The 25,849-nt window shown below is 69.2% G+C and carries 26 protein-coding genes; 17 read left to right on the forward strand and 9 right to left on the reverse strand.

The genetic code is table 11. From position 1 onward, the window contains the following. Window positions 1–193: 193 nt before the first annotated feature. The 3 genes from V7Q42_RS11840 to V7Q42_RS11850 form a co-directional block, all read right to left on the reverse strand. The gene (locus V7Q42_RS11840; protein WP_333824280.1) at window positions 194–5,017 is read right to left on the reverse strand and encodes an NAD-glutamate dehydrogenase; all 4,824 of its coding nucleotides are present in this window, start codon (window positions 5,015–5,017) and stop codon (window positions 194–196) included. Window positions 5,018–5,494: 477 nt separating this feature from the next. Beyond that, the gene (gene ppa, locus V7Q42_RS11845; RefSeq protein WP_333824281.1) at window positions 5,495–6,037 is read right to left on the reverse strand and encodes an inorganic diphosphatase; all 543 of its coding nucleotides are present in this window, start codon (window positions 6,035–6,037) and stop codon (window positions 5,495–5,497) included. Between the two features lie 214 nt (window positions 6,038–6,251). Beyond that, the gene (locus tag V7Q42_RS11850) at window positions 6,252–6,638 is read right to left on the reverse strand and encodes a GNAT family N-acetyltransferase (RefSeq protein WP_333824282.1); all 387 of its coding nucleotides are present in this window, start codon (window positions 6,636–6,638) and stop codon (window positions 6,252–6,254) included. 297 nt (window positions 6,639–6,935) lie between these two features. Here V7Q42_RS11850 and V7Q42_RS11855 point away from each other — a divergent pair, with 297 nt between their 5' ends. Then, window positions 6,936–7,307 (forward strand): YkvA family protein, encoded by a 372-nt coding sequence (locus tag V7Q42_RS11855; RefSeq protein ID WP_333824283.1) that lies wholly within the window; start codon window positions 6,936–6,938, stop codon window positions 7,305–7,307. Window positions 7,308–7,310: 3 nt separating this feature from the next. On the opposite strand, the gene V7Q42_RS11860 is transcribed toward V7Q42_RS11855, so the two are convergent. Next, window positions 7,311–8,288, reverse strand: a complete 978-nt coding sequence (locus V7Q42_RS11860; protein ID WP_333824284.1) for an NADPH:quinone oxidoreductase family protein — start codon at window positions 8,286–8,288, stop codon at window positions 7,311–7,313. A gap of 346 nt (window positions 8,289–8,634) precedes the next feature. Here V7Q42_RS11860 and V7Q42_RS11865 point away from each other — a divergent pair, with 346 nt between their 5' ends. The 13 genes from V7Q42_RS11865 (at window position 8,635) to V7Q42_RS11920 (ending at window position 20,175) form a co-directional block, all read left to right on the forward strand. After that, window positions 8,635–9,201: an invasion associated locus B family protein gene (locus tag V7Q42_RS11865; RefSeq protein WP_333824285.1), complete on the forward strand. Its 567-nt coding sequence runs from the start codon at window positions 8,635–8,637 to the stop codon at window positions 9,199–9,201. A gap of 192 nt (window positions 9,202–9,393) precedes the next feature. Then, window positions 9,394–10,644: a 23S rRNA (adenine(2503)-C(2))-methyltransferase RlmN gene (rlmN, locus tag V7Q42_RS11870; protein WP_333824286.1), complete on the forward strand. Its 1,251-nt coding sequence runs from the start codon at window positions 9,394–9,396 to the stop codon at window positions 10,642–10,644. Window positions 10,645–10,766: 122 nt separating this feature from the next. After that, window positions 10,767–11,279, forward strand: coding sequence for a hypothetical protein (locus V7Q42_RS11875; RefSeq protein WP_333824287.1), 513 nt, complete (start codon window positions 10,767–10,769; stop codon window positions 11,277–11,279). A gap of 18 nt (window positions 11,280–11,297) precedes the next feature. Continuing rightward, complete coding sequence (locus V7Q42_RS11880; RefSeq protein WP_333824288.1) at window positions 11,298–11,840, forward strand: hypothetical protein; 543 nt, start codon at window positions 11,298–11,300, stop codon at window positions 11,838–11,840. A 57-nt stretch (window positions 11,841–11,897) separates the two neighbouring features. Continuing rightward, the gene (locus V7Q42_RS11885; RefSeq protein WP_333824289.1) at window positions 11,898–13,085 is read left to right on the forward strand and encodes an NAD(P)/FAD-dependent oxidoreductase; all 1,188 of its coding nucleotides are present in this window, start codon (window positions 11,898–11,900) and stop codon (window positions 13,083–13,085) included. Window positions 13,086–13,514: 429 nt separating this feature from the next. Next, the gene (gene pdxY, locus V7Q42_RS11890; RefSeq protein WP_333824290.1) at window positions 13,515–14,417 is read left to right on the forward strand and encodes a pyridoxal kinase; all 903 of its coding nucleotides are present in this window, start codon (window positions 13,515–13,517) and stop codon (window positions 14,415–14,417) included. A gap of 7 nt (window positions 14,418–14,424) precedes the next feature. Beyond that, window positions 14,425–15,054, forward strand: a complete 630-nt coding sequence (locus V7Q42_RS11895) for a DUF429 domain-containing protein (protein ID WP_442958190.1) — start codon at window positions 14,425–14,427, stop codon at window positions 15,052–15,054. Window positions 15,055–15,065: 11 nt separating this feature from the next. Next, window positions 15,066–15,170 (forward strand): hypothetical protein, encoded by a 105-nt coding sequence (locus tag V7Q42_RS21450; protein ID WP_442958191.1) that lies wholly within the window; start codon window positions 15,066–15,068, stop codon window positions 15,168–15,170. A gap of 257 nt (window positions 15,171–15,427) precedes the next feature. Then, window positions 15,428–16,480 (forward strand): MaoC family dehydratase, encoded by a 1,053-nt coding sequence (locus V7Q42_RS11900; RefSeq protein WP_333824291.1) that lies wholly within the window; start codon window positions 15,428–15,430, stop codon window positions 16,478–16,480. Between the two features lie 211 nt (window positions 16,481–16,691). Beyond that, complete coding sequence (gene sdhC / locus V7Q42_RS11905) at window positions 16,692–17,102, forward strand: succinate dehydrogenase, cytochrome b556 subunit (protein ID WP_333824292.1); 411 nt, start codon at window positions 16,692–16,694, stop codon at window positions 17,100–17,102. 10 nt (window positions 17,103–17,112) lie between these two features. Then, window positions 17,113–17,487, forward strand: a complete 375-nt coding sequence (gene sdhD, locus V7Q42_RS11910; protein ID WP_333824293.1) for a succinate dehydrogenase, hydrophobic membrane anchor protein — start codon at window positions 17,113–17,115, stop codon at window positions 17,485–17,487. A 5-nt stretch (window positions 17,488–17,492) separates the two neighbouring features. Further along, on the forward strand, window positions 17,493–19,322 hold the full coding sequence (gene sdhA / locus V7Q42_RS11915; protein ID WP_333824294.1) for a succinate dehydrogenase flavoprotein subunit: 1,830 nt from the start codon (window positions 17,493–17,495) through the stop codon (window positions 19,320–19,322). 73 nt (window positions 19,323–19,395) lie between these two features. Then, window positions 19,396–20,175, forward strand: a complete 780-nt coding sequence (locus V7Q42_RS11920) for a succinate dehydrogenase iron-sulfur subunit (protein ID WP_333824295.1) — start codon at window positions 19,396–19,398, stop codon at window positions 20,173–20,175. Window positions 20,176–20,261: 86 nt separating this feature from the next. On the opposite strand, the gene V7Q42_RS11925 is transcribed toward V7Q42_RS11920, so the two are convergent. Beyond that, window positions 20,262–20,846 (reverse strand): GNAT family N-acetyltransferase, encoded by a 585-nt coding sequence (locus V7Q42_RS11925; RefSeq protein ID WP_333824296.1) that lies wholly within the window; start codon window positions 20,844–20,846, stop codon window positions 20,262–20,264. A 272-nt stretch (window positions 20,847–21,118) separates the two neighbouring features. On the opposite strand from V7Q42_RS11925, the gene V7Q42_RS11930 reads away from it, so the two are divergent. From V7Q42_RS11930 to V7Q42_RS11940, 3 genes are all read left to right on the forward strand, one after another. Continuing rightward, entirely contained in the window at window positions 21,119–21,697 is a 579-nt protein-coding gene (locus tag V7Q42_RS11930) for an AprI/Inh family metalloprotease inhibitor (RefSeq protein WP_333824297.1), read from the forward strand. Window positions 21,698–21,759: 62 nt separating this feature from the next. Continuing rightward, window positions 21,760–22,161 carry a carboxymuconolactone decarboxylase family protein gene (locus tag V7Q42_RS11935; protein ID WP_333824298.1) on the forward strand — a complete coding sequence of 134 codons (402 nt, stop codon included), beginning with the start codon at window positions 21,760–21,762 and terminating at the stop codon, window positions 22,159–22,161. Window positions 22,162–22,353: 192 nt separating this feature from the next. Beyond that, window positions 22,354–22,665: a hypothetical protein gene (locus V7Q42_RS11940; protein ID WP_333824299.1), complete on the forward strand. Its 312-nt coding sequence runs from the start codon at window positions 22,354–22,356 to the stop codon at window positions 22,663–22,665. A 76-nt stretch (window positions 22,666–22,741) separates the two neighbouring features. Here the strand turns inward: V7Q42_RS11940 and V7Q42_RS11945 are convergent, their stop codons facing one another. From V7Q42_RS11945 to pyrC, 4 genes are all read right to left on the reverse strand, one after another. Further along, the gene (locus V7Q42_RS11945; protein WP_333824300.1) at window positions 22,742–22,948 is read right to left on the reverse strand and encodes a DUF1737 domain-containing protein; all 207 of its coding nucleotides are present in this window, start codon (window positions 22,946–22,948) and stop codon (window positions 22,742–22,744) included. Between the two features lie 129 nt (window positions 22,949–23,077). Then, on the reverse strand, window positions 23,078–23,965 hold the full coding sequence (locus V7Q42_RS11950) for an HpcH/HpaI aldolase/citrate lyase family protein (RefSeq protein ID WP_333824301.1): 888 nt from the start codon (window positions 23,963–23,965) through the stop codon (window positions 23,078–23,080). 210 nt (window positions 23,966–24,175) lie between these two features. Continuing rightward, window positions 24,176–24,556 carry a DUF423 domain-containing protein gene (locus tag V7Q42_RS11955; RefSeq protein WP_333824302.1) on the reverse strand — a complete coding sequence of 127 codons (381 nt, stop codon included), beginning with the start codon at window positions 24,554–24,556 and terminating at the stop codon, window positions 24,176–24,178. Between the two features lie 170 nt (window positions 24,557–24,726). Continuing rightward, window positions 24,727–25,770, reverse strand: a complete 1,044-nt coding sequence (pyrC, locus tag V7Q42_RS11960; protein WP_333824303.1) for a dihydroorotase — start codon at window positions 25,768–25,770, stop codon at window positions 24,727–24,729. Window positions 25,771–25,849 lie beyond the last annotated feature (79 nt).

The raw sequence follows: 25,849 nt of genomic DNA on the forward strand, positions 1-25,849 counted from the left end.
CGCTCGGGGCGTTCCTCGGCTCGCGTGGAGCGGGACGCCACCCGCCCGACCCGGCGCGAAACGCGCGGCGCGTTCGTCGCTCGCGCCGAGTGAGCCGCACCCCTGCCCGGCCCGGCGCGAAACGCGCGGCGCGTTCGTCGCTCGAAACGCTCCACCGGAGCGTTTCGTCGGCGGCGGAGCCGCCGACCGCTCCTCACCCCTTCTCCGCCAGATCGGCGAGGAGGGAGGCGGCGACGGTGAAGCGCGACACGCTCGGCGTCGCGGCCTCGCCCAGCGTCTCGTCGACCACCGCCAGCGCCCGGCCGATCTCCGCGCCGTAGCGCGCCTCCCAGGCCTCCACCCCACCGCAGGCCAGCGCCTCGGCGACGATGCCGCGATGGGCGTCGTCGAGCGTCCGCGCCGCCCGGTCGAGGGCGAGGCCGTCGTAGTAGTCGGCGACCGGCAGTCCGCGCACCATCGCCTCCAGCCGATCGATCGACAGCCGGTCGGCGACCGCGAAATGGGCGATCGCCACCTCCGCCGCGGGTTTCGCCGTGCGTTCGACCGTGAGAGTGATGTCGGGGATCTCGATCACCACGTCGAGATGGGCGAGGCGGTCGGCGAGATCGGCCGGCACGCCGGCCGTCACCAACCGCTCGCGCTCCGCTTCGACCGTGGCGAGGATCGCCACCGGCAACAGCGCCTCCAACTCCGGCTCGAGCGAGGCGATCGCCGCGCCGAAGCGTTCGATCACCGCCCCGACGCCGTCGCGGAACGACACGTGGCGCAGGAACCAGACGGTGCCGGTCGTCGCCAGATCCCGCACCCGGCCATAGAGCTGGAGCTGCAAGGCGCCGGAGATGCGCCCGTCGAGACCGTCGAGCCCCTGCTCCAGTTCGGCGAGGCCGAAGACCCCGCGCGCCGCGGCGAAGGCGCGGACGATCGCCGGCACCCCCGCCCCCGTCCGGTCGGCGACGCGGGTGAAGAAGGTCGGTCCGCCGCGGTCGACCACCATGTTGGCGAGGCGGGTGGCGACGATCTCCCGCTTCAGCCGGTGTCCATCGATGCAGTCGGCGTAGTCGGCGCGCAGGCGCTCGGGGAAATAGGCGGCGAGTTCGGCGGCGAAGGACGGATCGTCCGGCGCGTCCGAGGCCAGAAGATCGACCTTGGCCGACAGCTTCGCATAGGCGAGCAGCACGCCGATCTCCGCTCGCGTCAGCGGCCGCCCCGCCGCCTCGCGCGACGCGAAACCGGCGTCGTTCGGCAGGGTCTCGACCTTGCGGTCGAGCCGGCCGGCGCGCTCGAGCCCGGCCACCATCCGCCGCTGGAACGGCAGGTCGGTCACCCCGAGTCGTTCGGCGAGCGAGATCGACAGGGTCTGCGAATGGTTGTTGGCGAGTACCAGCGCCGCCACTTCGTCGGTCATCGCTGCGAGCAGCGTGTCGCGATCCGGCCCCGAGAGCCGCCCGTCCGCCACTGCCGTCGCCAGGGCGATCTTGATGTTGACCTCGACGTCGGAGCAGTTGACCCCGGCCGAGTTGTCGATCGCATCGGAATTGCAGCGACCGCCGGCACCGCCGTATTCGATGCGCGCCCGCTGCGTCAGGCCGAGATTGGCGCCCTCGCCCACCACCTTGGCGCCGATCTCGGCACCGGTGATGCGGATCGCATCGTTGGCCTTGTCGCCGACCTCGGCGTCGGTCTCGCCCGCCGCCCGCACGTAGGTGCCGATGCCGCCGAACCACAGGAGGTCGGCCCGCGCCTTCAGGATCGCCCGCATCACCTCCGCCGGGGTCGCATGATCGACGTCGAGCCCGAGTGACGCGCGGACCTCCGGCGAGAGCGGGACGGTCTTCGACGCCCGAGAGAAGACGCCGCCGCCGGCCGAGATCTTCGCCTTGTCGTAATCGGCCCAACTCGACCGCGGCAGGGCGAAGAGCCGAGCGCGCTCCTCGAAACTCGTCGCCGGATCGGGATCGGGATCGAGGAAGATGTCGCGATGATCGAAGGCGGCGACGAGGCGGATCGCCCGCGACAGCAACATGCCGTTGCCGAAGACGTCGCCCGACATGTCGCCGACGCCGACGACGGTGAAGGGCTCGGTGAGGATGTCGCGGTCCATCTCGCGGAAATGCCGCTTCACCGCTTCGAAGGCGCCGCGCGCCGTGATGCCCATCTTCTTGTGGTCGTAGCCGGCCGAACCGCCCGAGGCGAAGGCGTCGCCGAGCCAGAAGCCGTGGTCGAGGGCGATGGCGTTCGCCGTGTCGGAGAAGGTCGCCGTGCCCTTGTCGGCGGCGACCACGAGATAGGGGTCGTCGCCGTCGTGGCGCACCACCCGCGGCGGCGCCACGATCGCCCCGTCGCGGAGATCGTCGGTGAGGTCGAGGAGACGGCCGACGAAGGTGCGGTAGGCCGCCGTGCCCTCGGCGAGGAAGGCGTCGCGGTTCATCCCCGGCGTCAGCCGTTTCGGGAAGAAGCCGCCCTTGGCACCGACCGGCACGATCACCGCGTTCTTCACCTGCTGCGCCTTGACCAGACCCAACACCTCGGTGCGGAAATCGAGCGCTCGGTCGGACCACCTGAGTCCCCCGCGCGCCACCGGCCCGAAGCGCAGATGCACGCCCTCCACCGTCGGCCCGCACACCCAGATCTCGCGATGCGGCCGCGGCTCGGGCAGACGCCCCAGCTTCTCCGGCGCGAGTTTGAAGGCGAGCGTGTCGCGCGGCCGCCCGTCCGCCTCCGGACGGAAGAAATCGGTCCGCACCATCGCCCGGATCACCTCGGCGAAACGGCGCAACACCGTGTCGTCGTCGAGCGAGGCGACCTCGCCGAGAGCGGTGCCGATACGTGCGGCGATCTCGTCCTCCGCCGCGTCGCGATCGCCGGATGCCGCCGGATCGAAGCGCGCATGGAACAGCGCGACGAGATCGGCGGCGATCGCCGGATACCGACGCAGCGCCCCCCACACGACGTCCTGCGGGTAGGCCAGACGGATCTGGCGCAGGTAGTGGCCGATCGCCCGGAGCACCGCCACGTCGCGCCGACCGAGACCGGCGGCGAGCACCAGGGCGTTGTAGCCGTCGTTCTCCGCTCCACCGCCCCAGGCGGCGACCAGCATCTCCTCGAGCCGGGCGTCGAGATCGGCGGTGAGATCGATCGGCAGGCCCTCGCCGTGCAGCAGGGCCATGTCGTGCACGAAGATCTGCTGGCCGTCCTCCGGCCTCACCCGCCAGGTGCTCTCGTCGATGACCGACAGGCCGAGGTTCTCGAGCAACGGCACACGCTGCGACAGCGCGATCGGCGACCCGCCGTGGAAGAGCTTGAGGCGCAGTTGTTCCGCCGCCATCTCCGGTCGTCGGTAGAAGTCGACGGCGAGTGCCTTCGCCGGCCCGAGGCTCGCCATCGCGACGACGTCCCCGACCGCCGCCCTCGGCGACACCTCCGCCCGATAGCCCGGATCGAACGCCGCGCCCCAACCGGCGACCAGCCGGCTCGCCGCGACCTCACCCAGGCGCTCGGCCGCCGCTTCGGCGAAATCGTCCGCCCAGGTGCGCACCAGACGCGCCACCTCGGCCTCGAGCTCCGGCTGCGGGATCTCCGGCGTCACCCCGCGATAGCGCCCGACGATGTAATGGATGCGGGTGAGCACGCCTTCCGGGAAGGTCGGCATGAACGACACCACCTTGCCGTCGAAGCGCGCTTCCAACATGTCGCCGATACGGGCGCGCAGATCCGTGGTGTAGCGATCGCGCGGCACGTAGACGATGACCGAGACGAAGCGATCGAAGGGATCGCGTCGCGCCAGCACGCGGATGCGCGGATGTTCGCCGAGCGCCAGTATGGCGAGAGCGAAGTCGTGCAGCGTATCGGCGTCGATCTGGAACAGCTCGTCGCGCGGGAAGGTCTCGAGCACCGCGGCGAGCGCCTTGGCCGAATGACCGTCGGGGCGGAAACCGGCGCGCTCGACCACCGCGTCGAGCTTGCGTCGCACCACCGGGATGTTGCGCGCCGAGCGGGTGTAGGCGGTGGCGGTGAAGAGACCGAGGATGCGGATCTCGCCGCTCATCCGTCCGTCCGGCCCCCACAGTTTCACGCCGATGTAGTCGAGGTGGACACGGCGATGGACGCGCGAGCGGACGTTCGACTTGGAGATCATCAACGCGTCGGCGGAACGTGCGAAGGCGCCGATCGCGGTGGCGGCGTTGAGGCTCTCCGCCCCGCGTTTCAGCACCCTGACTTCCGGATCGCGCAGGATCCCGAGCCCGGTGTCGGCGAGCGGCTCGACGAAGGCGCCGCCCTCGGTCTCCTCGAAACGGTATTCGCGCATCCCGAGGAAGGTGAAGTTGTTCTGGCCGAGCCAGGTGAGGAAGGCCACGGTCTCGTCGCGCACCGCGATGGCGAGCGGCGTCGGACCGCGATCGTAGGCGACGATCAGCCGTTCGATCCGATTGAGCATCGGCCGCCAGTCGTCGACCGCGGCGCGCACGTCGGCGAGAGTCGCGTCGAGGCCCGCGACGAGCTCCTCCCGCAGGCGCGGATCGGCGATGCGTCCGACGTGGATGTGGATGAAACTCTCCCGCCGCGTCGTCGGCGTGTCGGCGGCGACGATCGCCGTCGCCAGCCCCGTCGCATCGCGCTCGACGACCAGGATCGGATGGGTCGTCAACCGGATCTCCAGCCCCAGGTCGGTCAACTGACCGAGCACCGAGACGAACAGGAACGGCATGTCGTCGTTGTCGACTTCGACGACCGTGAGCGAGCGTGCCGTCTCGCCGTCACCGAAGTCGCGATCGAAGACACGGATCCGGTGTCGACCGGCCGGCCGCTCGGCGAAGGCCACGAAAGCCGTCTCGGCGAGCCCGGCGAGATCGGCGGCGGTGTAACCGGCGATGTCCTCGCCCGGCACCCGGGAGAAGAGCCGACCGGCGAAGTCCGCGAACATCTCGCCGCCGCCCTTGCCGGCCGGACCCGCGTGCCCGGCGGCAGGTTCACCGGCCGGTCCCTCTCCGAGCGTCGGTCGCGCCTCGCCTTCTCGCATGGTGTCCTCCCGATCGAGCGGATCGTTCTGCAGAATCCGGATTTTCACGCACGATGATCCCACCCCGATCGGAAGGCAATGCGCGTCGCAGCGATGGAATCGGGTCTTCGAATCGGCGATTTTCGGGCGAAACGACCCGATCGTCGGTGAATTCGATCACGATCACGCGACTTTCGGCGCGGATTCGGCGATGCAGCGAAGATCGCGACGGTCCGCGCCCCGGCAGAAATTTTACCATTCCGCACGGCACGCACGAGCTCATCGGCACAAAAAAGAGCGCGGCTCGTCGAGCCGCGCTCCCTCTCGATGGATTCGCCCGAGCGCCGGTCGCCCGGCGTCGGCGCAGGGCCGATCATACCAAAGGCCGAAGGTGCTGACGCACCCGGCCTATGAACACACGCGAATTTCTCATTTGCGTCAGAGGCATGAGAAATTCGCGTCAAGAATACCATCGGTCATTTGCAATGACCGATGGTATCAGCCCTTCGCCTTGTCGGCCTCGTACCGCGCGATCGCATCGACGATGAACTGCTTGGCGTCGGCGGCGTCACCCCAGTTCACCACCTTCACCCACTTGCCGGGCTCCAGATCCTTGTAGTGCTCGAAGAAGTGCTGGATCTGGTCGATGGTGATCTGCGGCAGGTCGGAATAGTTCGTCACGCTGTCGTAGCGCTTGGTCAGCTTGTGGCTCGGCACCGCGACGATCTTCTCGTCGTGGCCGGCCTCGTCCTGCATGTGCAGGACGCCGATCGGACGGCAGTTGATGATGGCGCCCGGCACGATGGCGCGGGTGTTGATCACCACCACGTCGATCGGGTCGCCGTCGTCGGACAGCGTGTGCGGCACGAAACCGTAGTTACCGGGATAGCGCATCGAGGTGTAGAGGAAGCGGTCGACCACCAGCGTGCCCGAGGCCTTGTCGAGCTCGTACTTGATCGGCTCGCCGCCGATCGGCACCTCGATGATGACGTTGATGTCTTCCGGCGGGTTCTTGCCGATGGAGATGGCGTCGATGCGCATGGGATCACTCCTGAAGCTGTTCGTCGCGCCCCTTCTCCGAACCTTTCGGCCCGAGTGAGGTCGCGGTCTTCGCCGGGGAGCCCCTCGAGCACCCGGGTCGGAACGGGGACGCGCCGCAGCGAACGGCGCGGATCCCGGTCCTTCTAACCGATCGCGGCATCCTGTGAAATGCAGTCCTTCGGACGACGAGCTGCCGCCGGTGGCGGGGTCCGCCTCACGATGCCGCGAAGCCGTAGACGGCGATCGGCAGCGTCGCCTCGCCGATCCGCTCGCCGGTCTCGGCCGCGACGGCGCCGCCGAGCCGCTCGTAGAACCGCCTCGCGCCCTCGTTCTCGGCGAGCACCCGCACCGTGAAGGCGGCGAGCCCGTAGCGACGCAACTCCTGGCGCGCCGCCTCGAACAGCAGTCGCCCGAAGCCGAGCCCCTGCGCCTCCGGCATGAGGTAGATCTCGTAGATCTCGCCGGCGTAGGGCAGCATCCGCATGCGATTGGGACCGACGGTGGCATAGCCGCGGATCTCGCCGCCGACCTCGAGCACCAGCACCGCCGTGTGCCGGTCGAGCGCCCGCTTCCACCATGCCGGGCCCCGTCGGGTGATCATCCGCTCGAGATCGCGCCCCGGGATGATGCCGCGGTAAGCCCCGGCCCACGCCGCGTCGTGCACGGCCGCGATCCGCGAAGCATCGGCGCTCAGGGCGCGCCTGACCCCGATCTCACCCAGTCTCATGGCCGGAGCCTAACCCCGCAGCCCCGGCTTCGAAAGGGCCACATGCGGATTTTCCCTGATGGGGCCGGATTTCCGTGACGCCGACGGTCACGCCGCGATCTTGAAATTCGCCGCCCGACCCACGATCTGTCGCGTCGTGTGCCGGTTTTCGCCGCGCCGGAGGAGGTTCGCATGACCGCTTCGAACGATCGCCGCATCCATCTCGATCCGGAGATCCTCGGCCCGGAGGAGACCCGCGAGGCGCGGATCCGCGAGCGCCTGTGGGCGACGGTGAAGCGCGCCGCCCGCTCCATCCCCTTCATGGAGGAGGTGGTGGCGGCCTGGTACTGCGCTCTCGATCCGGCGACGCCGACCAAGGTGCGCATGACGCTCCTCGCCGCGCTCGCCTATTTCGTCGCCCCGATCGACTTCGTCCCCGATCTCCTGCCGTTGATCGGCTTCGGCGACGACGCCGCGATCCTGATGACCGCCATCGGCATGGTCCGCGCCCACATCACCGACGATCATCGCAAGGCGGCACGCAAGGCGATGGCCGAGCACTGAGGCTCACCCCGCCACCACCACGATCTTGCCCTTGACCCGTCGCGCCGCGATCTCGCCGATCGCGGCCGGTGTCTCGGCCAGCGGATAGGTCGCCTGGACGTGCGGCTTCAGCCGCCCCTCGACCGCCGCCGCCATGATCCGCCGCATCTCGTCGCGGAACGCCTCGGGCTCGCGCACCAGATGGTCGCCCCAGAACACGCCGCGCAGGTCGCAGCCCTTGAGCAGCAGCAGATTGAGCGGGATCTTCGGGATCTCGCCGGCGGCGAAGCCGACCACCAGATAGCGCCCGCGCCATGCGGTGGCCCTGACCGCCGGATCGGCGAAGCGATCGCCGACCGTGTCGTAGACGACATCGACACCACGCCCGCCGGTCAGCTCCTTGAGCCGCGCCTTGAGATCCTCGCGCTCGTAGTCGATCACCTCGTCGGCGCCGATCTCGCGGCAGAAGGCGAGCTTTTCGGCGCCGTTCGCACAGGCGATCACCCGCGCCCCGAGCATCTTGGCGATCTCCACCGCCGCCTGCCCCGCGCCACCCGAGGCGCCGAGCACCGCCACCGTCTCGCCCGGCTTCACCTCGCCGCGATCGGCGAGCCCGTGGATCGCCGTGCCGTAGGTCACCGTCAGCGTCGCCGCGGTGACGAAGTCGAGCCCCTCCGGCATCGCGATCAGTTCGGACGCCGCCACCGCGACCTTCTCGCGCGCCCCGCCCCATTTGAGATAGGCGATCACCCGATCGCCGACGGCGACGCCGGAAACGCCGGCACCGAGGCTCTCCACCACGCCGGCGATCTCGCCGCCCGGCGAGAACGGCCGTTCGGGCTTGAACTGGTAGCGGTCGGCGATGATCAGCGTGTCGAAGAAATTGAGGGCGCAGGCGCGCATCGCCACCACCACCTCGCCGGGGCCGGCGACCGGTTCGGCGACGTCCTCGACCGTCAGGCTCTCCGGCCCGCCCACCACGCGACTGAGAACCGCCTTCATCTCGCACCTCTCCGTTGGTCTCCACCGCGACCTGAACCACGCTCCGCCGCCCCCGTCCAGCCGACTTTCAGCCGAGCGACGGGAACGTCGGCGCATCGCCGAGGAAATCGCCGCGACGGGGCGTCGTCACCCGACTTTCGCCGCCTTCGCTCGCCAACGTCCCGACGCTGGCGGCCCGCCGCCCGCGCGACCGTGTCGATCGAACCGCCACGGCAGGCGGAGAGGATGGCGCCACGGTCGCGGCAACCACTTGGTAACCATCCGCGTGGTTTCTGATACGAGGTTCCCCGGCCGCCCGCGCCGCGACGATCGTCGACGCGTCGGCCCCATGAGGCGATGAAAGCAAATGAGGATCTCTCCTCTCTCCTGGACGGTCGCCGCCGCGTTGGCCGTCGTCTCCGGTCCCGCCCTCGCCGAGAAGAAGTCGACCAAGCCGGCACCCGCCGCCCCGGCCGCGGCTCAGGCGCCGGCCGGTTCGCCGATGCTGGTCATGGAGTCGAAGGACTGGAAGGTCGTCACCGCCAAGTCGGACAAGGGCAAGGTCTGCTTCGCCATGACCAAGCCGACCAAGATGGAGCCGGCCAGCCTCAAGCACGGCGACGTCTTCTTCTTCGTCTCCACCCGTCCGGCGGAGAAGGTGCGCAACGAGCCGAGCCTCCAGTTCGGATACCCGTTGAAGGAAAACTCCAAGGTCACCGTCGACATCGACGGCAAGAAGTACGACTTCTTCACCCGCGGCGACGGCGCCTGGTTCGAGAAGTCCTCCGAATACGCCGCCTTCCTCGAGGCGCTGAAGAAGGGCAAGAAGATGTCGGCCGCCGGCGCCTCGGCGCGCGGCAACCCGACCTCCTACGTCTTCTCGCTCTCCGGCGTCTCCGCCGCCATCGACGGCGCCGCCAAGGAATGCAAGTGATCGGCGCTGCGATCGGATCCCTCTGATCGCGTCGGGTCCGCCGAGCCTGCCGTCTTCCAACACGGCGCGGTCCGCATTATATGAACGTCGAGATCTCGCGAGGCGGACGGGGCGACCCGTCCGCCGTTTCGTGTTGGCCGATCCCCCGCATCGATGGACGCGGATCGCCGCCGTTCCCGAAGGACGCTGCCCATGACTTCGCCCGCCCGCGCCGATGCCGCTCCGGCCGACCCGCTCGCCTCGATCGTCAAGACCGCGCAGGTTGCCGTCGCCACCCGCGACGACAAGCCCTCGCTCCTCGGCCTGACGCGCGACAAGCTCGCCGACGCGCTGCGCGAGATCGGCATCGAGGAGAAGCAGATCCGCATGCGGGTCGCTCAGCTCTGGCACTGGATCTACTGGCGCGGCGTCTCCGACTTCTCGGCGATGACCAACATCGCCAAGGGCCTGCGCGCCGAACTCGCCGAACATTTCGTGGTCGGCCGACCGGAACTGGTGACCGAGCAGATCTCGGTCGACGGCACCCGCAAGTGGCTGTTCCGCTTCCCCGCCCGCGGCGCGGGCCGAGCGGTCGAGGTCGAGACCGTCTACATTCCCGAAGAGGGCCGCGGCACGCTCTGCGTCTCCTCCCAGGTCGGTTGCTCGCTCACCTGTTCCTTCTGCCACACCGGCACCCAGGTGATGGTGCGCAACCTGACGGCGGAAGAGATCGTCGCCCAGGTCGTCGTCGCCCGCGAACGCCTCGGCGATTTCCCGGCGTCGGAGAAGGCCGAGGGAATCCTCCCGGCGGAAGGTCGTCTCGTCACCAACATCGTCATGATGGGCATGGGCGAGCCACTGATGAACTACGACGCGGTGCGCGACGCCATGTTGATCTTCGCCGACGGTGAAGGCCTGTCGCTGTCGAAGCGCCGCATCACCCTGTCGACCTCCGGCGTCGTACCGGCGATCCCGAAGATCGGCGCCGAGACCGGCGTCATGCTGGCGATTTCGCTCCACGCCATCCGCGACGAGCTGCGCGACGAACTGGTGCCGATCAACAAGAAGTATCCGATCGCCGAACTGCTCGACGCCTGCCGCGCCTATCCGGGCCTCTCCAACGCCCGCCGCATCACCTTCGAATACGTCATGCTGAAGGGGGTGAACGACTCGGCCGCCGACGCCCGCGAACTGGTGCGCCTGCTGCGCGGCATCCCGGCCAAGATCAACCTCATCCCGTTCAATCCCTGGCCGGGCTCGAAATACGCCTGCTCCGACTGGGAGACGATCGAGAGCTTCGCCGAGATCGTCAATCGCGCCGGTTACGCGAGCCCGATCCGCACGCCGCGCGGTCGCGACATCCTCGCCGCCTGTGGCCAGTTGAAGTCGGCCTCGGAGAAGCTGCGGGTGCGCGAGCGCCTCGCCCTAGAAGCGATGATCGGCGGACGCGACGACGACGAGTGAGATCGGTGAATCGGCGCAGGATTCCGCGGACTCTCGACAGTCGCCCGGCCCTTGCGTCAAGATCGGCGAAGTGATTCGCCGTCGTCCCGCGACGGCTCCCCGACGTCGAAGGCGGTGCCGCCATGTCCTCCCGTGAGAGCGTTCTCGATCGCGACCGCGCCACCGTCGCCGGTGGCCGTCTCGGACGCATCGTCGCGGCCTACGCCCTGGCCGCCGTCGCCGGCGCCATCGCCCGCACCTTCGGGCTCGTCGCCCAGGAGACGGCGGTGCGCGGCTTCGCCGCCATGATCGAGACCAACGGTGTCGGCGCCCTGGTGGTGGTGCCGCTCCTCTCCGGCTTCGTCGCTTTCCTCGCCGCCGCCCCCTTCGTCACCGCCTTCCTGGTCTTCGCCGAAGGCAGCCGGGCGCGTTCCCTGTGGATCTATGTCGTCGCCGGCGCGGTGATCGGCCCGCTCGCCCAACTGCTGATCGGCCTCTTCGACGCCTCCGGCCGGTCGCCCGGCGTCGCGCTCTACGGCCTCGACGCCCTCGCCGGCGCGGTCGCCGGCTGGGTCTACTGGACCGTCGCGGTGCGCGCCGCGCCGCCGGCGCCGCTCCGCCTCGACACCTTCCGCCGCGACGAACCGCGGTTCTGACCTCGACGGAGACGACGCATGCCGCCGCTCTCCCGCCTCCTCTGGCGCCTCGTCGTCGCCTCCTTCGGCTGGCTCGTCGCCATCGCCGGCTCCATCGCCACGGTGATCGGCGCCTCGATGGGCCGTATGTTGGTCGCCACCGACCTGCCGCTCGCCGACGTCGATCCGCACGGCGTCGTCTCGTTGGCGCTGGTCTTCACCGCCGCGGCGAAGGCCGTCTGGCTCGGCTGGTTCATCTTCGCGATCTATGCCGAGATCGTCGGCCTGCGCTCGCTCCTCGCCCACCTCTTCGTCTTCGCCGCCATCGCGCTTCTCGGCGTCGTCGCACTCGCCCCGGTCGAGGTGACGACCTGTATCGCCACGGTGGACATCGACTGCGGCCGCACCACGGTCGACACGGTGCTGCGCACCGTGCCCGGCGCCGTCTTCAAAGTCCTCGCCGCCGCCGGATTCGTCGCCGGTTTCGGCTACTGGCTGGTCGCCGGCGGCTCGGCCGGGTTCCGCGAACCGCCCACCCGGCTCGCGCCGCGGAAGGGAGATGCGCAGCCGCCGCATGCCTGAACGATCGAACTCGCGCTAATCGATCGGAACGAGGCGGATCGAGCGAGGAGGTCGGACGTGACCGAGCACTGGGACGTGGTGATCGCCGGTGGCGCGATCATGGGATCGTCGACCGCCTATTTCCTCACCCGCGAGCTGGGGCCGAACGCCCGCATCCTGGTGGTCGAGAAGGATCCGACCTACGCCCGTTCGGCGACGACGCTGTCGGCCGCCTCGATCCGCCAGCAGTTCTCGACGCCGGAGAACATCCGCCTCTCGCGCTTCGGCATCGACATGATCCGAAACCTGAAGGCGGAATTCGGCGCCGACGCCGACATCGGCTTCCACGAGAAGGGCTACCTGACGCTGGCGAGCGAAGCCGGCGTGCCGGTGCTGCGCGCCAACCACGTCATCCAGACGGCCGAGGGCGCCGACATCGAACTCCTCGACCCGGACGAACTCGCCCGCCGCCACCCGTGGATGTCGCTCGACGGCATCGCGCTGGCCGCCTACGGCCGCACCGGTGAAGGTTGGTTCGACGCCTACATGTGGCTCGACCTGATCCGCAAGGCGGCCCGCCGCCAGGGCGCGACCTACGTCCACGCCGCGGTGACCGGCATCGCCCGCGAAGGCGACCGCATCACCGGCGTCACCCTCTCCGATGGGCGCCGGATCACCTGCTCCACCTTCGTCAACGCCGCCGGCCCGGCCGCCGGCGACGTCGCCGCCCTCGCCGGCATCACCCTGCCGGTCGAGCCGCGCAAACGCTTCGTCTACGTCGTCCACTGCCGCGAAGCCGTCCCCGGCCTGCCGATGCTGATCGACGGCACCGTCGTGGCCTCCGGCGTCTACGTGCGGCCGGAGGGCCAGTACCACATCTGCGGCGTCTCGCCGGCCGAGGAGGACGACGCCCGCGCCGCCGACGACGACTTCGACGTCGATTATTCGCTCTACGAGGAGGTGATCTGGCCGGCGCTCGCCACCCGCATCCCCGCCTTCGAGAGCCTGAAGCTGATCCGCGCCTGGGCCGGCCACTACGACTTCAACACCTTCGACCACAACGCCGTCGTCGGCCGCCACCCGGAGGTCGAGAACTTCATCTTCTGCAACGGCTTCTCCGGCCACGGCATCCAGCAGGGCCCGGCCTCGGGCCGCGCGGTGGCCGAACTGATCGCCCACGGGCAATTCCGCTCGCTCGACCTCTCGGTCTTCGGTTACGACCGCCTCGCCGCCGGCCGCAAGGTGGTGGAGTTGAACGTGATCTGAGGGCGCGACCGATCGTTTCGACGTAGGCGCCCGATGGTTTGCGCGGATCGGCGACCAGCGCATCTTCCATCCTCGCGTGGGGAGCTTGGCGCTGTTCCCACCGAATCAGCCCTGTGCGAGATGCTTCGAGACGGCGCCCATCGGACGCCTCCTCAGCATGAGGCTCTTGGATTATCGAGGAAATCTCGAGCACCTCATCCTGAGGAGGGCCGAGGACCCGTCTCGAAGGATCGCGCACGAAGGTGGATGCCGAGCGACTTCGAACCGCGCAGTCATCTCGAAAAAGGAGCAGGCAACCGAACCGCCGCAGCCCAGCCGCGGCGTGCTCCGAGCATCCTTTCACATGAGTCCCCTTGCAGAGTCCGCCCGGCTCGACGAACCTCGCGACGACACGCCGGCTCGGCCGGCAGCGGCGACGGAACCCGACTCTTGCAGGAACGCCCCCCATCCTCCGCCGTCCTCGTCGTCTCCTCCCAGGTCGCCCGCGGCGCCATCGGGGCGCGCGCCGCCGTCTTCGCGCTGGAGCGCCTCGGCCTGACGACCTGGCTCGTCCCCACCGTGTGGATGCCCTGGCACCCCGGCCATGGCCGCTCCACACGTCTCGTCCCGGACGTCGACGACTTCGCCGCGGCGCTCGCCGAGATCGCCGAGAGCCCGGCGGCGGCCGAGATCGGCACCGTCGTCACCGGCTATTTTGCCGACGCGGCCCAGGTCGAAGCCGCCGCCCGTCTGGTCGAACGCCTGCGCCTCGCGACGCCGGGCCTCGCCCTGGTCGTCGACCCGGTGATCGGCGACGGCCATGCGCTCTACGTCGCCAAGCCCGTCGCCGAACACCTGCGCGATCGCCTGCTGCCGCTCGCCGACCTCGCCACCCCCAACCTCTTCGAAACCGGCTGGCTCTCGGGGCTGCCGGTCGGCTCCACCGCCGAGACCATCGTCGCGGCCCGCGCCCTGCCGGCCCCGACCGTCGTCGTCACCTCCGCCCCGGCGCTGATGACCCGATCGATCGCCACGCTGCTGGTGACCGCCGACGCCGCCACCCAGATCGAACACCCGAAGATCGACAACGCCGCCCACGGCACCGGCGACCTCCTCACCGCCCTGATCGCCGGCCGCCTCGCCCTCGGCGCACCGCTCGACGCTGCGGTGACCAGAGCCGTGACTTCGGTGTTCGAAGTCGTCGCCCGCTCCGCCCGCGCCCAGGCCGACGAACTCGCCCTCGCCGCCGAACAGGACGTGCTCCTCCACCCGATGGCCCAGATTTCGGTGCGCCGCATCGGCGAGGCCCGCCCCGGCCCACGCCCGGTGGCCCGCCCCGCCGCCTTCGATTGACGCCGCCATGCGCCCGCCCGTCCTCCTCGCCGGTGTCGACGGCTGCCCCGCCGGCTGGCTCGCCTGCCTCGTCGATCCGGCAGGCGCGATCCCGCCCGAGATCCGCCTCTTCCCCCGCTTCGCCGATCTCCTCGCCGAGGACGTCGCCGTCGTCGCCGTCGACATGCCGATCGGCCTGCCCGACCGCATCGGCCCCGGCGGACGCGGTCCCGAACGGCTCGTCCGGCCGATGCTCGGCGAGCGCCAGTCCTCGGTCTTCTCGATTCCCTCACGCGAGGCGGTCTACGCCGGCGAGGGGCTCGACGAACCCGCGGCTTACGCCGCGGCCTGCGCCGCCGCGCTTCGGACCTCCGATCCGCCGAAGAAGGTGTCGAAGCAGGGCTTCCACCTCTTCCCCAAGATTCGCGAACTCGATCGCCTGCTCATCCCCGATCTCGGAGCCGTCGTCGTCGAGAGCCACCCCGAGGTCGCCTTCACGGTGCTGAACGACGGCCATCCCATGACGCTGCCGAAGAAGGTGAAGAACCGGCCGAACCCGCCCGGGCTCGATGAGCGCCGCGACCTCCTCGCCCGCTTCGGCATCCCGCGCCCCCTCACCGCCCCCGCCCACCGCGCGGCGCCGGCCCCGACGATCTGATCGACGCCTGCGTGCTCGCCCTGGTCGCGACCCGCGTGCTGCGCGGCGAGGCGGTGTCCTTCCCCGCGGCCCCGCCCCGCGACGCCCGCGGCCTGCCGATCGCCATCACGGCGTGAGGAATGCGACACCCCGCCACGCGACGGCGTCGTGATACGGGGTCCGAAATCGGACCCCCTATTCCGTTCGCTGAAATCACCCCATTCCCACAAGGGTGATTTCAGCGAGACGGATCCGGCATCGCGAAGCGATCTGCCGGATCCCTTGTGCTAATGTGGTGCGATGCAGCGAAGGTCGGAGGCCGGGGGGCTTTACGCGCCCGTGAGCTTCCGGCATCACGTGGGCCAGCTGTGCGTGCCATCCGGAGAGAACGGCGATGACCAAGACCAATTCCGGCAATTTCTTCGAGGATTTCCGTATCGGTCAGGTGATCCGCCACGCCACCCCGCGCACCGTCACCGAGGGCGACGTCGCCCTCTACACCGCGCTCTACGGCCCCCGCTTCGCCGTCCAGTCCTCCGACGCCTTCGCCCGCGCCATCGGCTATCCGCGCGCCCCGGTCGACGATCTCCTCGTCTTCCACGTCGTCTTCGGCAAGACCGTGCCGGACGTGTCGCTCAACGCCGTCGCCAATCTCGGTTACGCCGGTTGCCGCTTCCTCGCCCCGGTCTATCCCGGCGACACGCTCTCCACCGTCTCCGAGGTGATCGGCCTCAAGGAGAACTCCAACGGCAAGACCGGCGTCGTCTACGTCCGCTCCACCGGCTACAATCAGCACGGCCAGGAAGTGCTCGACTACGTGCGCTGGGTCATGGTGCGCAAGGCCGACGAGAAGGCCGTCGTTCCCGACCAGAAGGTGCCGGAACTACCGGCGGCCCTCACCCCCGAGCAGATCGGCTCCGCCGTCCCGGTGATCGACGCCGCGGCCTACGACGGCGAACTCGCCGGCTCGGTCCATCGCTTCGCCGACTACCGCGCCGGTGAACGCATCGACCACGTCGACGGCATGACGGTGGAAGAGGCCGAGCACATGCTCGCCACCCGCCTCTACCAGAACACCGCCAAGGTCCACTTCAACCAGTGGACCGAGGGCCAGGGCCGCTTCGGCCGGCGCCTGATCTACGGCGGCCACGTCATCTCGCTCGCCCGCGCCCTGTCCTTCAACGGCCTCGGCAACGCCTTCCACGTCGCCGCCATCAACGGCGGCCGTCACGTCGCGCCGCTCTTCGCCGGGCTGACCGTCTTCGCCTGGTCGGAAGTGCTCGACACCGCCGAACTGCCCGGCCGCGACGACGTCGGCGCGCTTCGCATCCGCACCGTGGCGACCAAGGACAAGCCCTGCACCGACCTGCCCCTCAAGCTCGAGAACGGCGATTACGACCCCGCGGTCATCCTCGATCTCGACTACTGGGCGATCATTCCGCGGTGAAAATTCTACCCTGATTCGAAGATCTTGCTGCCATAGGGCATGATCGACGAGCCATGCGTGACTGCATGGTGGATCATCCCTTTGGACGTTTTGACGCACCGCCGCAAAACGGGTTAGAAGGCTTCGACGTATGCGACCATTCGCCGGCGAGACCGCCAGATATGCGCGCGCCGCCGGGCCGGTTCAACCCCCGAGGGATCGAAGACAGACGATGTCGACGAGCAAAGCCAAGGCCGCGGGCGGGGTCGAGCGCCCCCTTTCGCCGCATCTCCAGATCTATGCGCCCTCCTGGACGATGGTCATGTCCATCGTTCACCGCATCACCGGCGCCGCGCTCTATTTCGGCACCATCCTCCTGGCCTACTGGCTGATCTCCGCCGCCGTCGGTCCGAAGGCCTTCGCCACGGCGCAGTGGATCCTCGGTTCGTGGATCGGCCGCCTGGTCCTGTTCGGCTACACCTGGGCTCTGGTCCATCACCTGATCGGCGGCATCCGCTTCCTGATCTGGGACTTCGGCCGGTGCTTCGACGAGAAGCCGCGCTTGATGCTGTCGAAGCTGAACATCGTCCTCTCCGTGCCGCTGACGGTCCTGCTGTGGATCGTCGCCTACGCCATCAAGTGAGGTGACGACCATGCGCACCCCCCTCTCTTCCGTCCGTGGCCGCGGCTCCGCCAAATTCGGCACCGACGACTACTGGGTCCAGCGGCTCACCGCCGCCGTCCTGGTTCCGCTGTCGGTCGTGCTGATCATCTTCCTCGTGCGCAACGGCGCGGCGTCCCACGCCACCGTGCGCGAGGCGCTGGCCAATCCGATCTGCGCCGTGCTGGTGGCCGCCGCGATCATCGCCGGCGTCGTGCACATGCGCATCGGCATGCAGGTGATCATCGAGGACTATGTCCACGGTCAGCCGTGGTCGGTTCTGGCCATCGTGCTCAACTGGTTCTTCTCGGCTCTGATCGTCCTCGCTTCGATCTGGGCGGTCGCCAAGCTCTCGTTCGGGATGTGATCGACATGGCCGAAAACAACGCCAAAGGGGTCACCGGCGCGTCCGGCAAGGCCTATGAATTCATCGACCACACCTTCGACGTGGTGGTCGTCGGCGCCGGCGGCGCCGGCCTGCGCGCCGTCGTCGGCGCCTCCGAGGCCGGCCTGAAGACCGCCTGCGTCACCAAGGTCTTCCCGACCCGCTCGCACACCGTGGCGGCCCAGGGCGGCATCTCGGCGGCGCTCGCCAACATGGGCGAGGACAGCTGGCGCTTCCACATGTACGACACCGTCAAGGGGTCGGACTGGCTGGGCGACCAGGACGCCATCGAGTATCTGGTGCGCAACGCGCCGGACGCCGTCTACGAGCTCGAGCACTGGGGCGTGCCCTTCTCCCGCACGGAAGAGGGCAAGATCTACCAGCGTCCGTTCGGCGGCATGACCACCAACTACGGCAAGGGCATCGCCCAGCGCACCTGCGCCGCGGCCGACCGCACCGGTCACGCCATCCTGCACACGCTCTACGGCCAGTCGCTGCGTCACTCGGCGGAGTTCTTCATCGAGTATTTCGCCATCGACCTGATCATGGATGCGAGCGGCGCCTGCCGCGGCGTCGTGGCGCTGTGCCTGGAAGACGGCACGCTCCATCGCTTCCGCGCCCAGAAGACCATTCTGGCCACCGGTGGCTACGGCCGCGCCTACTTCTCCTGCACCTCGGCCCATACCTGCACCGGTGACGGCGGCGGCATGGTGCTGCGCGCCGGCCTGCCGATGCAGGACATGGAGTTCGTGCAGTTCCACCCGACCGGCATCTACGGCGCCGGCGTCCTCATCACCGAGGGCGCCCGCGGCGAGGGTGGCTATCTCACCAACTCCGCCGGCGAGCGCTTCATGGAGCGCTACGCGCCCTCCGCCAAGGACCTCGCCTCGCGTGACGTCGTCTCGCGCTCCATGACCATGGAGATCCGTGAGGGCCGCGGCGTCGGCAAGGGCGGCGACCACATCTACCTGCACCTCGACCACCTGGATCCGGCGATCCTGGCCGAGCGTCTGCCCGGCATCACCGAGTCGGCGAAGATCTTCGCCGGCGTCGACCTCACCAAGGAGCCGATCCCGGTGCTGCCGACCGTCCACTACAACATGGGCGGCATCCCGACGAACTTCCACGGCGAGGTCCTGACCAAGAAGAACGGCGACCCGGACAGCGTCGTCCCCGGCCTCATGGCGATCGGCGAAGCGGCCTGCGTGTCGGTCCACGGCGCCAACCGTCTCGGCTCCAACTCGCTCACCGACCTCGTGGTGTTCGGCCGCGCCGCCGGCCTGCGCTGCAAGGAGACGGTGGTGGCCAACGGCCGTCAGCCGGAGCTTCCGGCCGACGCCGGCGAGCTCGCGGTCACCCGCCTCGACAAGTACCGCCACGCCTCCGGCTCGACCGCCACGGCGGAACTGCGCAACGCCATGCAGCGCACCATGCAGAACAACTGCGCGGTGTTCCGCACCGGCGAGGTGCTGGAGGAGGGCGTCGGCCTGATCCAGAAGGTCTGGGAAGGCCTGCCGGACGTCAAGGTCACCGACCGGTCGCTGGTGTGGAACTCCGATCTCGTCGAGACGCTCGAGTTCGAGAACCTCATCGAGCAGGCGGTCGTCACCATGAACTCCGCGGAAGCCCGCAAGGAGAGCCGCGGTGCCCACGCCCGCGAGGACTTCCCCAACCGCGACGACGTCAACTGGATGAAGCACACGCTGGCCTGGGCCGATGGCGCGACCAAGAAGGTCACGCTCGACGACCGGCCGGTGCACACCTTCACCATGACCGACGACATCGCCTACATCGAGCCCAAGGCTCGCGTGTACTGATCACGCGCCGATCCCCGTCGTCGGCCCGCGGGCCGACGATCCGGTCGACAGATTGCGAAGAGGTGAGACCGAGATGGTCGAGTTTACCCTCCCCAAGAACTCCGTGGTCGGTACCGGCAAGACCTGGCCGAAGCCCGCCGGAGCGTCGAAGCTCAAGGAATTCCGCGTCTATCGCTGGAACCCGGACGACGGCTCCAACCCGCGCATGGACACCTATTTCGTCGATCTCGACGATTGTGGTCCGATGGTCCTCGACGGTCTGATCTACATCAAGAACAAGATCGACCCGACGCTGACCTTCCGCCGTTCCTGCCGTGAAGGCATCTGCGGCTCCTGCGCCATGAACATCGACGGGCTCAACACCCTCGCCTGCACCAAGGGCATGGACGAGGTGAAGGGCGCGGTGAAGGTCTATCCGCTGCCGCACATGCCGGTGGTGAAGGACCTGATCCCGGATCTCACCAACTTCTACGCCCAGCATCGCTCGATCGAGCCGTGGCTGAAGACGGTGACGCCGACGCCGCAGACCGAGTGGAAGCAGTCCCACGAGGATCGCTCCAAGCTCGATGGTCTCTACGAGTGCATCCTCTGCGCCTCGTGCTCGACCTCGTGCCCGAGCTACTGGTGGAACGGCGACCGCTACCTCGGCCCGGCGGTCCTCTTGCAGGCCTATCGTTGGCTGATCGACAGCCGCGACGAAGCGACCGGCGAGCGCCTCGACAACCTCGAGGACCCGTTCCGCCTCTATCGCTGCCACACCATCATGAACTGCGCCAACACCTGCCCCAAGGGTCTGAACCCGGCCAAGGCGATCGCCGAGATCAAGAAGATGATGATCGAGCGCCGTCTCTGATCGTCGCCTTCCGAGGAAAACGAAGAGCCCCGGCGGATCGCTCCGCCGGGGCTCTTCGCGTTTTTCCCTGCGTTTGATCCGTCGCCTCACGCCCGGCCGAACAGGCCGCCGACGAACGACCGCCGCTGCAGGTCCATGATCGCCGTGGTCCAGGCGAAACCGTCGCCGACCGTCTCGCGCAGCTGCGAAACCGCCGACGCCGTCTCCGGCAGCACCAGCCCGACGACGTCGCCCGATTCGTATTCCAGTTCGGCGCCGTGGCGCAGCGCCAGCCGCTGCATCTGGGCGTTGGAGGCGAGGCAGTTCATGTAGAGGCGGCGAATGCCGCGATTGCGGGCGGCGAGGATCACCGCCTCCATCAGCCGCGACCCGAAGCCGCAGCCCTGCCAGTCCTTTTCCACCGAGAACGCCGCCTCGGCGTCGCGGCGCGGCCCGTCGATCCGCCGCAACTCGCCGACACCGACGAGACGGCCGTCGACGAACACGCCGTGGATCACCGTGTCGAGGGCGAAGCTGGTCTCGGCATAGTTGGTGACGAAATCGTCGCCGGTCACCATGCCGAAGCGATTGCGCCGCGTGGCGGCGTCGAGACGGAGCAGATGGTCGCGAAAAGCCGGGACGTCACGCGCCCACAGCTTGCGGATCGCGCCGCCTTCGTAACGAGCGATCATGGTCTTTCTCCTGTTTCGGCTACGATGAGTTGCATCGCAGCATTTCGTGAAATGTTATTGTGCGATGCAATAAGACCAGAATGCGGCAGTCGGGGAAAATTCGTATGACACCCCGCCCGGGGGCGGGGAACCGACCACCCGCCGCGGCACGACGCTCCCCGATTTCGCCGTCTTGCGGTGTTGGATGAGGGTCTACGGCCCCGCGGGGGTCGCGATCGCCCGCGGTTCGCGGTAGAAACGCCGAAGGCAGATCTTCTCGGGAGTTCGAAGCGATGATTCGCGGAAATCGCGTGGCGCTCGCGGTGCTGGTCGCCGGCACGCTCGCCGGCTGTGGCCGGCTCGGTCTCAACGACGGCCCGACCGTCCCGCGTTACGAGCCGCTGCCGGGTGCCCCGACGGCGCCGGTGACGCAAGGAGCCTTGCAGCCTCTGCAGCCACCGCCCGGCGTGACCGCCGATCCGGCCGCGCCGCCGCCGGTCGATCCCAACGCGCCGCCGGCGCCGACCTCGGCCGTCGCACCGCCACCGGCTGCCAACAAGGTGGCCGCCGTCAGCCCCGACAAGGGCCAGCCGATCGGCCGCACCGAGCTTCTCGGCGGCTGGCGCATCGCTTCGGGCAGCGACAACTGCCAGCTGTTCATGAACCTGACCAGCTGGGCCGGCGGCTATCGCGCCATCTCCAAGGGTTGCCATTCGCCCGATCTCGCCAAGATCTCGGCCTGGGACGTCCAGGGCCGTCAGGTCACCCTCAAGAGCTCCGACGGCTCGGTGGTGGCGACGCTGATCAGCCAGGGCGGCGAGCGCTTCTCCGGCACCACCGCCGGGAGCCAGCCGGTCTCCCTGTCGCGCTGATCCCTCGAGGGTGAGCCCCCCCGGTTCGCCCTCCCCCGCCCGCGACCGTGCGAGGTTCCGCGATGCCGACCGTCCGCCTGCTCTCCGACGCCGAACTCTCGCCCGAGGCCGCCGCCGTCTTCGACGACATCCGCGCCACCCGCAAGACCGACTACGTCAACGACTTCTGGCGGGCGCTGGCGAACGACCCCGTCTCGCTGAAGCGCACCTGGGAAAGCATCAAGCAGGTGATGGGCCCGGGCAGCCTCGATCCGCTGGTCAAGGAGATGCTCTACGTCGCCGTGTCGATCGCCCACGGCTGCGAATACTGCGTCGCCACCCACACCGCCTCCGCCCGCGCCAAGGGCATGACGGCGGAGCAGCACATGGAGCTGGTCGCCGTGGTCGGCATGGCGGCGGAGACCAATCGTCTGGTGACCGCGCTCCAGGTCCCGATCGACCCGAAGTTCCGCGACCCTGCGTGAGCGCGGAGCGCGCACGCCAACCTCGACCCTTGGTGAGCGCGGAGCGCGCACGCCAACCTCGACCCCTGGTGAGCCCGGAGCGCTCCCGCCCACATCGACGCGCGTGAGTGCGGAGCACCCTCACGCGCCTCTCCGGCACCCGTGCACGCTCATGTGATCGCCGTTGCGCCCGAACCGGTGCATCATCGGTCCATGGCTCGGATCCTGGACATCGCCATCGTCGCCGTCGGTCTGATCGCAGCCGCCGTCCACGGCGCTTCGAGTGTCGCCGCGGCGGATGCCTGTACCTGCCGCGCCCCGGGCGGACTCCGCGTCGAGCTCGGCGGAACGACCTGCCTCTCGACCCCCGCCGGGCCCCGTCTCGCGCGCTGCGTGATGGACGTCAACATCCTGTCCTGGCAGGTCCTCGACGAGCCCTGCGTCGTCTCGTGGACCCCGCTCCCACAGGGCTGGCGACACGTCGCGGTCCTCGCCGCGGACCCCGCACCGGCGACGCGGCCCTGACACGGGTTCTTCCGAAACGACGAAGGCGCAGGCCTTTCGACCTGCGCCTCTCGCGAATTCGGCGATCGATCGCGTCTCACCAGTCGGAGAGCACCACGTCCTCGTTCCAGGCGACGCCCATCACCTCCTTGGTGACCGCCTGACCGCAGATCACCCGCTTCTGCTCGGCGTCGTAGGTCAGCGTCGGATCGCCGTGGAGCAGCCAGCCCTTGTTGAGGGCGGCGGAGACGCGCTTGCAGAAGGCGGCGTCATCGGGACCGGTGAGATAGCGATAGAGCTTCATGAACCCCCCATACCATCGGCCGGGACCGGCCGATGGGATTCGTCACGCGAGTGACCCTTCGCCCCCGCGTTCACGAGAAACTCGCGTGTCCGCGACGGCCGGATGCTCGAGCATCTTCGGCCGTCCGCATCACAGGGCCGAGGCCGCGGCGATGGCACGGGCGATGGCGACGGTACGCTCGGCCATCTCGGCGTGCAACCGCTCGACCATGCGGCCGTCGAGGCTGATCACGCCCTTCGAGGCGTTCTCCGGCAGGGCGAAGGCGGCGAGGATCTTCTCGGCCTGCGCCACCTCCGCCTCGCTCGGCGAGAAGATGCGGTTGGCGCCCTCGAGCTGGTTGGGGTGGATCAGCGTCTTGCCGTCCATACCGAGGTCGCGGCCCTGCTCGCATTCGGCGATGAAGCCGTCGGCGTCCGACAGGTTGTTGTAGACGCCGTCGATCACGTCGAGGCCGTAGGCGCGGCCGGCGGCGACCGCCGTGGTCAGCCACGCCAACATCGGCGCGCGGCCGGCGACGAAGCGGGCGCGCGTCTCCTTGGCCAGATCATTGGTGCCGAGGATGAAGACCGACAGCCGCCGGCCTTCCTTCGTCGCCGCGGCCGCCGCGATGGCGCCGGCCTCGAGGACGGCGAGCGGCGTCTCGAACATCGCCCAGATCTTGACGCTCTCAGGCGCGCCGAGCCGGTCGAGCACCGCGTTCGCCGCGTAGACGTCTTCCGGGCTCGACACCTTGGGGATCAACACCGCGTCGGGAGCCACGCCCGCCGCCGCCTCGAGATCGGCCGTGCCCCACGGACCCGCGAGCGAATTGACGCGGATCACCACCTCGCGCGGCCCGAAGCCGCCGGCCTTCGCCACGGCGATCACCTGATCGCGCGCCGTCTCCTTGGCGTCGGGGGCGACGGAATCCTCGAGATCGAGGATCACCGCATCGGTCGAAAGCGTCTTGGCCTTCTCCAGCGCCCGGGCGTTGGAACCCGGCATGTAGAGGACGCTGCGGCGCGGACGGATGGTCATGGGGCACACTCCGGTGATCGAGGCACGGGTTCCGGCCGATCGCTTGGCGAGGCCGGCACCTTCCCGCCGACCTCGTCCCCGTCGGGACGGGACGCGTTCGGCGGTCGGACCACGAGGTCCGAACCGTAGGTTCGCCTCTCGTGGAAAATCGACGGCCGGGACCCTAGCGAAGCCGGTGTTGCACCGCAATCGGCCGATGGGCTGACCCGCTCAATCCTGCGCCCGCGGTTCCAGATGGCCGGCGAGCGCCAGGAGCCCGACGACCAGCCAGGCCGAGATCATGGTCGAGCCGCCGATCGGCGCCGCATAGGGGAAGAGGCGATGGCCCTGCAGCGTGAGCAGCGTCACGTCGGCGCCGAAGAGCGCCGCACCGGCGCCGAGGAAGCCCGCGGCCGCCGCCAGCGTCCACCGCTCGCCCGACCGCGCCACCAGAGCCGCCAGCCCGAGGAGGGCGGCGCCGTGCACCATCAGGATCTCCGCCGCCCGTTGCAGCGTATCACCGCCGGCGACATGGGCGGCGACCGCCGCAGCGGCGACGCCGAAGGCCCCGAGAAGGGCCGCGAACACCACCAGGAGCGTGGACGGACGCATGATCGAAACCTCATATTGGGCTCATGAAATTCGGACCCGTCCGACTTTCATGCGCGTTACGGCCAGACCGGCCGATGCCCGTTCGGGCTCGCCTTCGCCGTGGATGTTTCGAACAGGTCGAAACATCCACGGCTCGGTATCACGTGAGACCGGATCGGACGGATCCGGGCTCAGGCCGCCGCAGCCGGCGACCAGCCGACGGTCTCGCCGGCGAACAGCGAAACGATCTCGCCCTCGCCCTCGACCGGCACCGCCACCGGCACCGGATGCGGCTGCTCCACCCAGGTGACCCGCTCTTCGTTGGGCGCCAGCCCGTGGAAGGCCGGGCCGTTCAGAGAGGCGAAGGCCTCGAAGCGATCGAGCGCGTTCTCCTCCGTGAAGACCTTCAGATAGGCCTCGATGGCGGTCGGCGCCGAGAACACGCCGGCGCAACCGCAGGCGTTCTCTTTGAGGTGGCGCATGTGCGGCGCCGTGTCGGTGCCGAGGAAGAACGACGCCTCGCCGCTCGTCGCCGCCGCCCGAAGCGCCACCTTGTGGGTCGAGCGCTTGAGGATCGGCAGGCAGTACATGTGCGGCCGGATACCGCCGCGGAAGATCTCGTTGCGATCGTAGAGCAGATGCTGCGGCGTGATGGTGCCGGCCATGCGACCGGCGTTGGCGCGGACGATCGCCACGCCCTCGGCCGTCGTCACGTGCTCGAGCACGATCTTCAGCGCCGGGAAGTCGGCGAGCATCGGCTCCAGCACCTCCTCGACGAACCGCGCCTCCCGGTCGAAGACATCGACGTCGGCGCGCGTCACCTCGCCGTGGACGAGAAGCGGCATGCCCGCCTTCTCCATCGCCGCCAACACCGGCGCCACGGCGCGCATCGACGTCACCCCGAACTGCGAATTGGTGGTGGCGTGCGCCGGATAGAGCTTCACCGCGGTGAGGACGCCGTCGCGGAAGCCGGCGACGATGTCGGCGGCATCGCTGCCGTCGGTGAGATAGGCGGTCATCAGCGGCGTGAAGGCGACGCCCTCCGGCACCGCCGCCACGATCCGGTTGCGATAGGCCGCGGCCATCGCCGAGGTCGTCACCGGCGGGGTGAGATTGGGCATGACGATCGCCCGCCCGAAGGCCCGTGCTGTGTAGGGCACCACCGCCCGCATCGCCGCCCCGTCGCGGAAATGAACGTGCCAGTCGTCCGGCCTGCGGAAGGTGATGGAGCGCATGAGAACCTCGTCGAACGCATGGCGGCGACGGACCCGTCATGGGCGCCGTCGGCGGCTCTTTCTCGGGCTAAGCACGCGC

It is taken from the genome of Pinisolibacter sp. (genome assembly GCF_036782435.1).
Classification (GTDB): Bacteria; Pseudomonadota; Alphaproteobacteria; order Rhizobiales; family Ancalomicrobiaceae; genus CALBKH01.

What these genes read in the sequence shown, in the direction of transcription:
- V7Q42_RS11875 (WP_333824287.1), top strand. Translation starts at nt 10,767, where the DNA reads ATGTCCTCCCGTGAGAGCGTTCTCGATCGCGACCGCGCCACCGTCGCC.
- V7Q42_RS11865 (WP_333824285.1), top strand. Translation starts at nt 8,635, where the DNA reads ATGAGGATCTCTCCTCTCTCCTGGACGGTCGCCGCCGCGTTGGCCGTC.
- V7Q42_RS11935 (WP_333824298.1), top strand. Translation starts at nt 21,760, where the DNA reads ATGCCGACCGTCCGCCTGCTCTCCGACGCCGAACTCTCGCCCGAGGCC.
- pyrC (WP_333824303.1), bottom strand. Translation starts at nt 25,770, where the DNA reads ATGCGCTCCATCACCTTCCGCAGGCCGGACGACTGGCACGTTCATTTC.
- V7Q42_RS11855 (WP_333824283.1), top strand. Translation starts at nt 6,936, where the DNA reads ATGACCGCTTCGAACGATCGCCGCATCCATCTCGATCCGGAGATCCTC.
- sdhD (WP_333824293.1), top strand. Translation starts at nt 17,113, where the DNA reads ATGCGCACCCCCCTCTCTTCCGTCCGTGGCCGCGGCTCCGCCAAATTC.
- V7Q42_RS11850 (WP_333824282.1), bottom strand. Translation starts at nt 6,638, where the DNA reads ATGATCACCCGACGGGGCCCGGCATGGTGGAAGCGGGCGCTCGACCGG.
- V7Q42_RS11940 (WP_333824299.1), top strand. Translation starts at nt 22,354, where the DNA reads ATGGCTCGGATCCTGGACATCGCCATCGTCGCCGTCGGTCTGATCGCA.
- V7Q42_RS11860 (WP_333824284.1), bottom strand. Translation starts at nt 8,288, where the DNA reads ATGAAGGCGGTTCTCAGTCGCGTGGTGGGCGGGCCGGAGAGCCTGACG.
- V7Q42_RS11955 (WP_333824302.1), bottom strand. Translation starts at nt 24,556, where the DNA reads ATGCGTCCGTCCACGCTCCTGGTGGTGTTCGCGGCCCTTCTCGGGGCC.
- V7Q42_RS11920 (WP_333824295.1), top strand. Translation starts at nt 19,396, where the DNA reads ATGGTCGAGTTTACCCTCCCCAAGAACTCCGTGGTCGGTACCGGCAAG.
- sdhA (WP_333824294.1), top strand. Translation starts at nt 17,493, where the DNA reads ATGGCCGAAAACAACGCCAAAGGGGTCACCGGCGCGTCCGGCAAGGCC.
- V7Q42_RS11945 (WP_333824300.1), bottom strand. Translation starts at nt 22,948, where the DNA reads ATGAAGCTCTATCGCTATCTCACCGGTCCCGATGACGCCGCCTTCTGC.
- sdhC (WP_333824292.1), top strand. Translation starts at nt 16,692, where the DNA reads ATGTCGACGAGCAAAGCCAAGGCCGCGGGCGGGGTCGAGCGCCCCCTT.
- V7Q42_RS11930 (WP_333824297.1), top strand. Translation starts at nt 21,119, where the DNA reads ATGATTCGCGGAAATCGCGTGGCGCTCGCGGTGCTGGTCGCCGGCACG.
- V7Q42_RS11950 (WP_333824301.1), bottom strand. Translation starts at nt 23,965, where the DNA reads ATGACCATCCGTCCGCGCCGCAGCGTCCTCTACATGCCGGGTTCCAAC.
- V7Q42_RS11880 (WP_333824288.1), top strand. Translation starts at nt 11,298, where the DNA reads ATGCCGCCGCTCTCCCGCCTCCTCTGGCGCCTCGTCGTCGCCTCCTTC.
- V7Q42_RS11900 (WP_333824291.1), top strand. Translation starts at nt 15,428, where the DNA reads ATGACCAAGACCAATTCCGGCAATTTCTTCGAGGATTTCCGTATCGGT.
- rlmN (WP_333824286.1), top strand. Translation starts at nt 9,394, where the DNA reads ATGACTTCGCCCGCCCGCGCCGATGCCGCTCCGGCCGACCCGCTCGCC.
- V7Q42_RS11895 (WP_442958190.1), top strand. Translation starts at nt 14,425, where the DNA reads ATGCGCCCGCCCGTCCTCCTCGCCGGTGTCGACGGCTGCCCCGCCGGC.
- V7Q42_RS11840 (WP_333824280.1), bottom strand. Translation starts at nt 5,017, where the DNA reads ATGCGAGAAGGCGAGGCGCGACCGACGCTCGGAGAGGGACCGGCCGGT.
- V7Q42_RS11925 (WP_333824296.1), bottom strand. Translation starts at nt 20,846, where the DNA reads ATGATCGCTCGTTACGAAGGCGGCGCGATCCGCAAGCTGTGGGCGCGT.
- ppa (WP_333824281.1), bottom strand. Translation starts at nt 6,037, where the DNA reads ATGCGCATCGACGCCATCTCCATCGGCAAGAACCCGCCGGAAGACATC.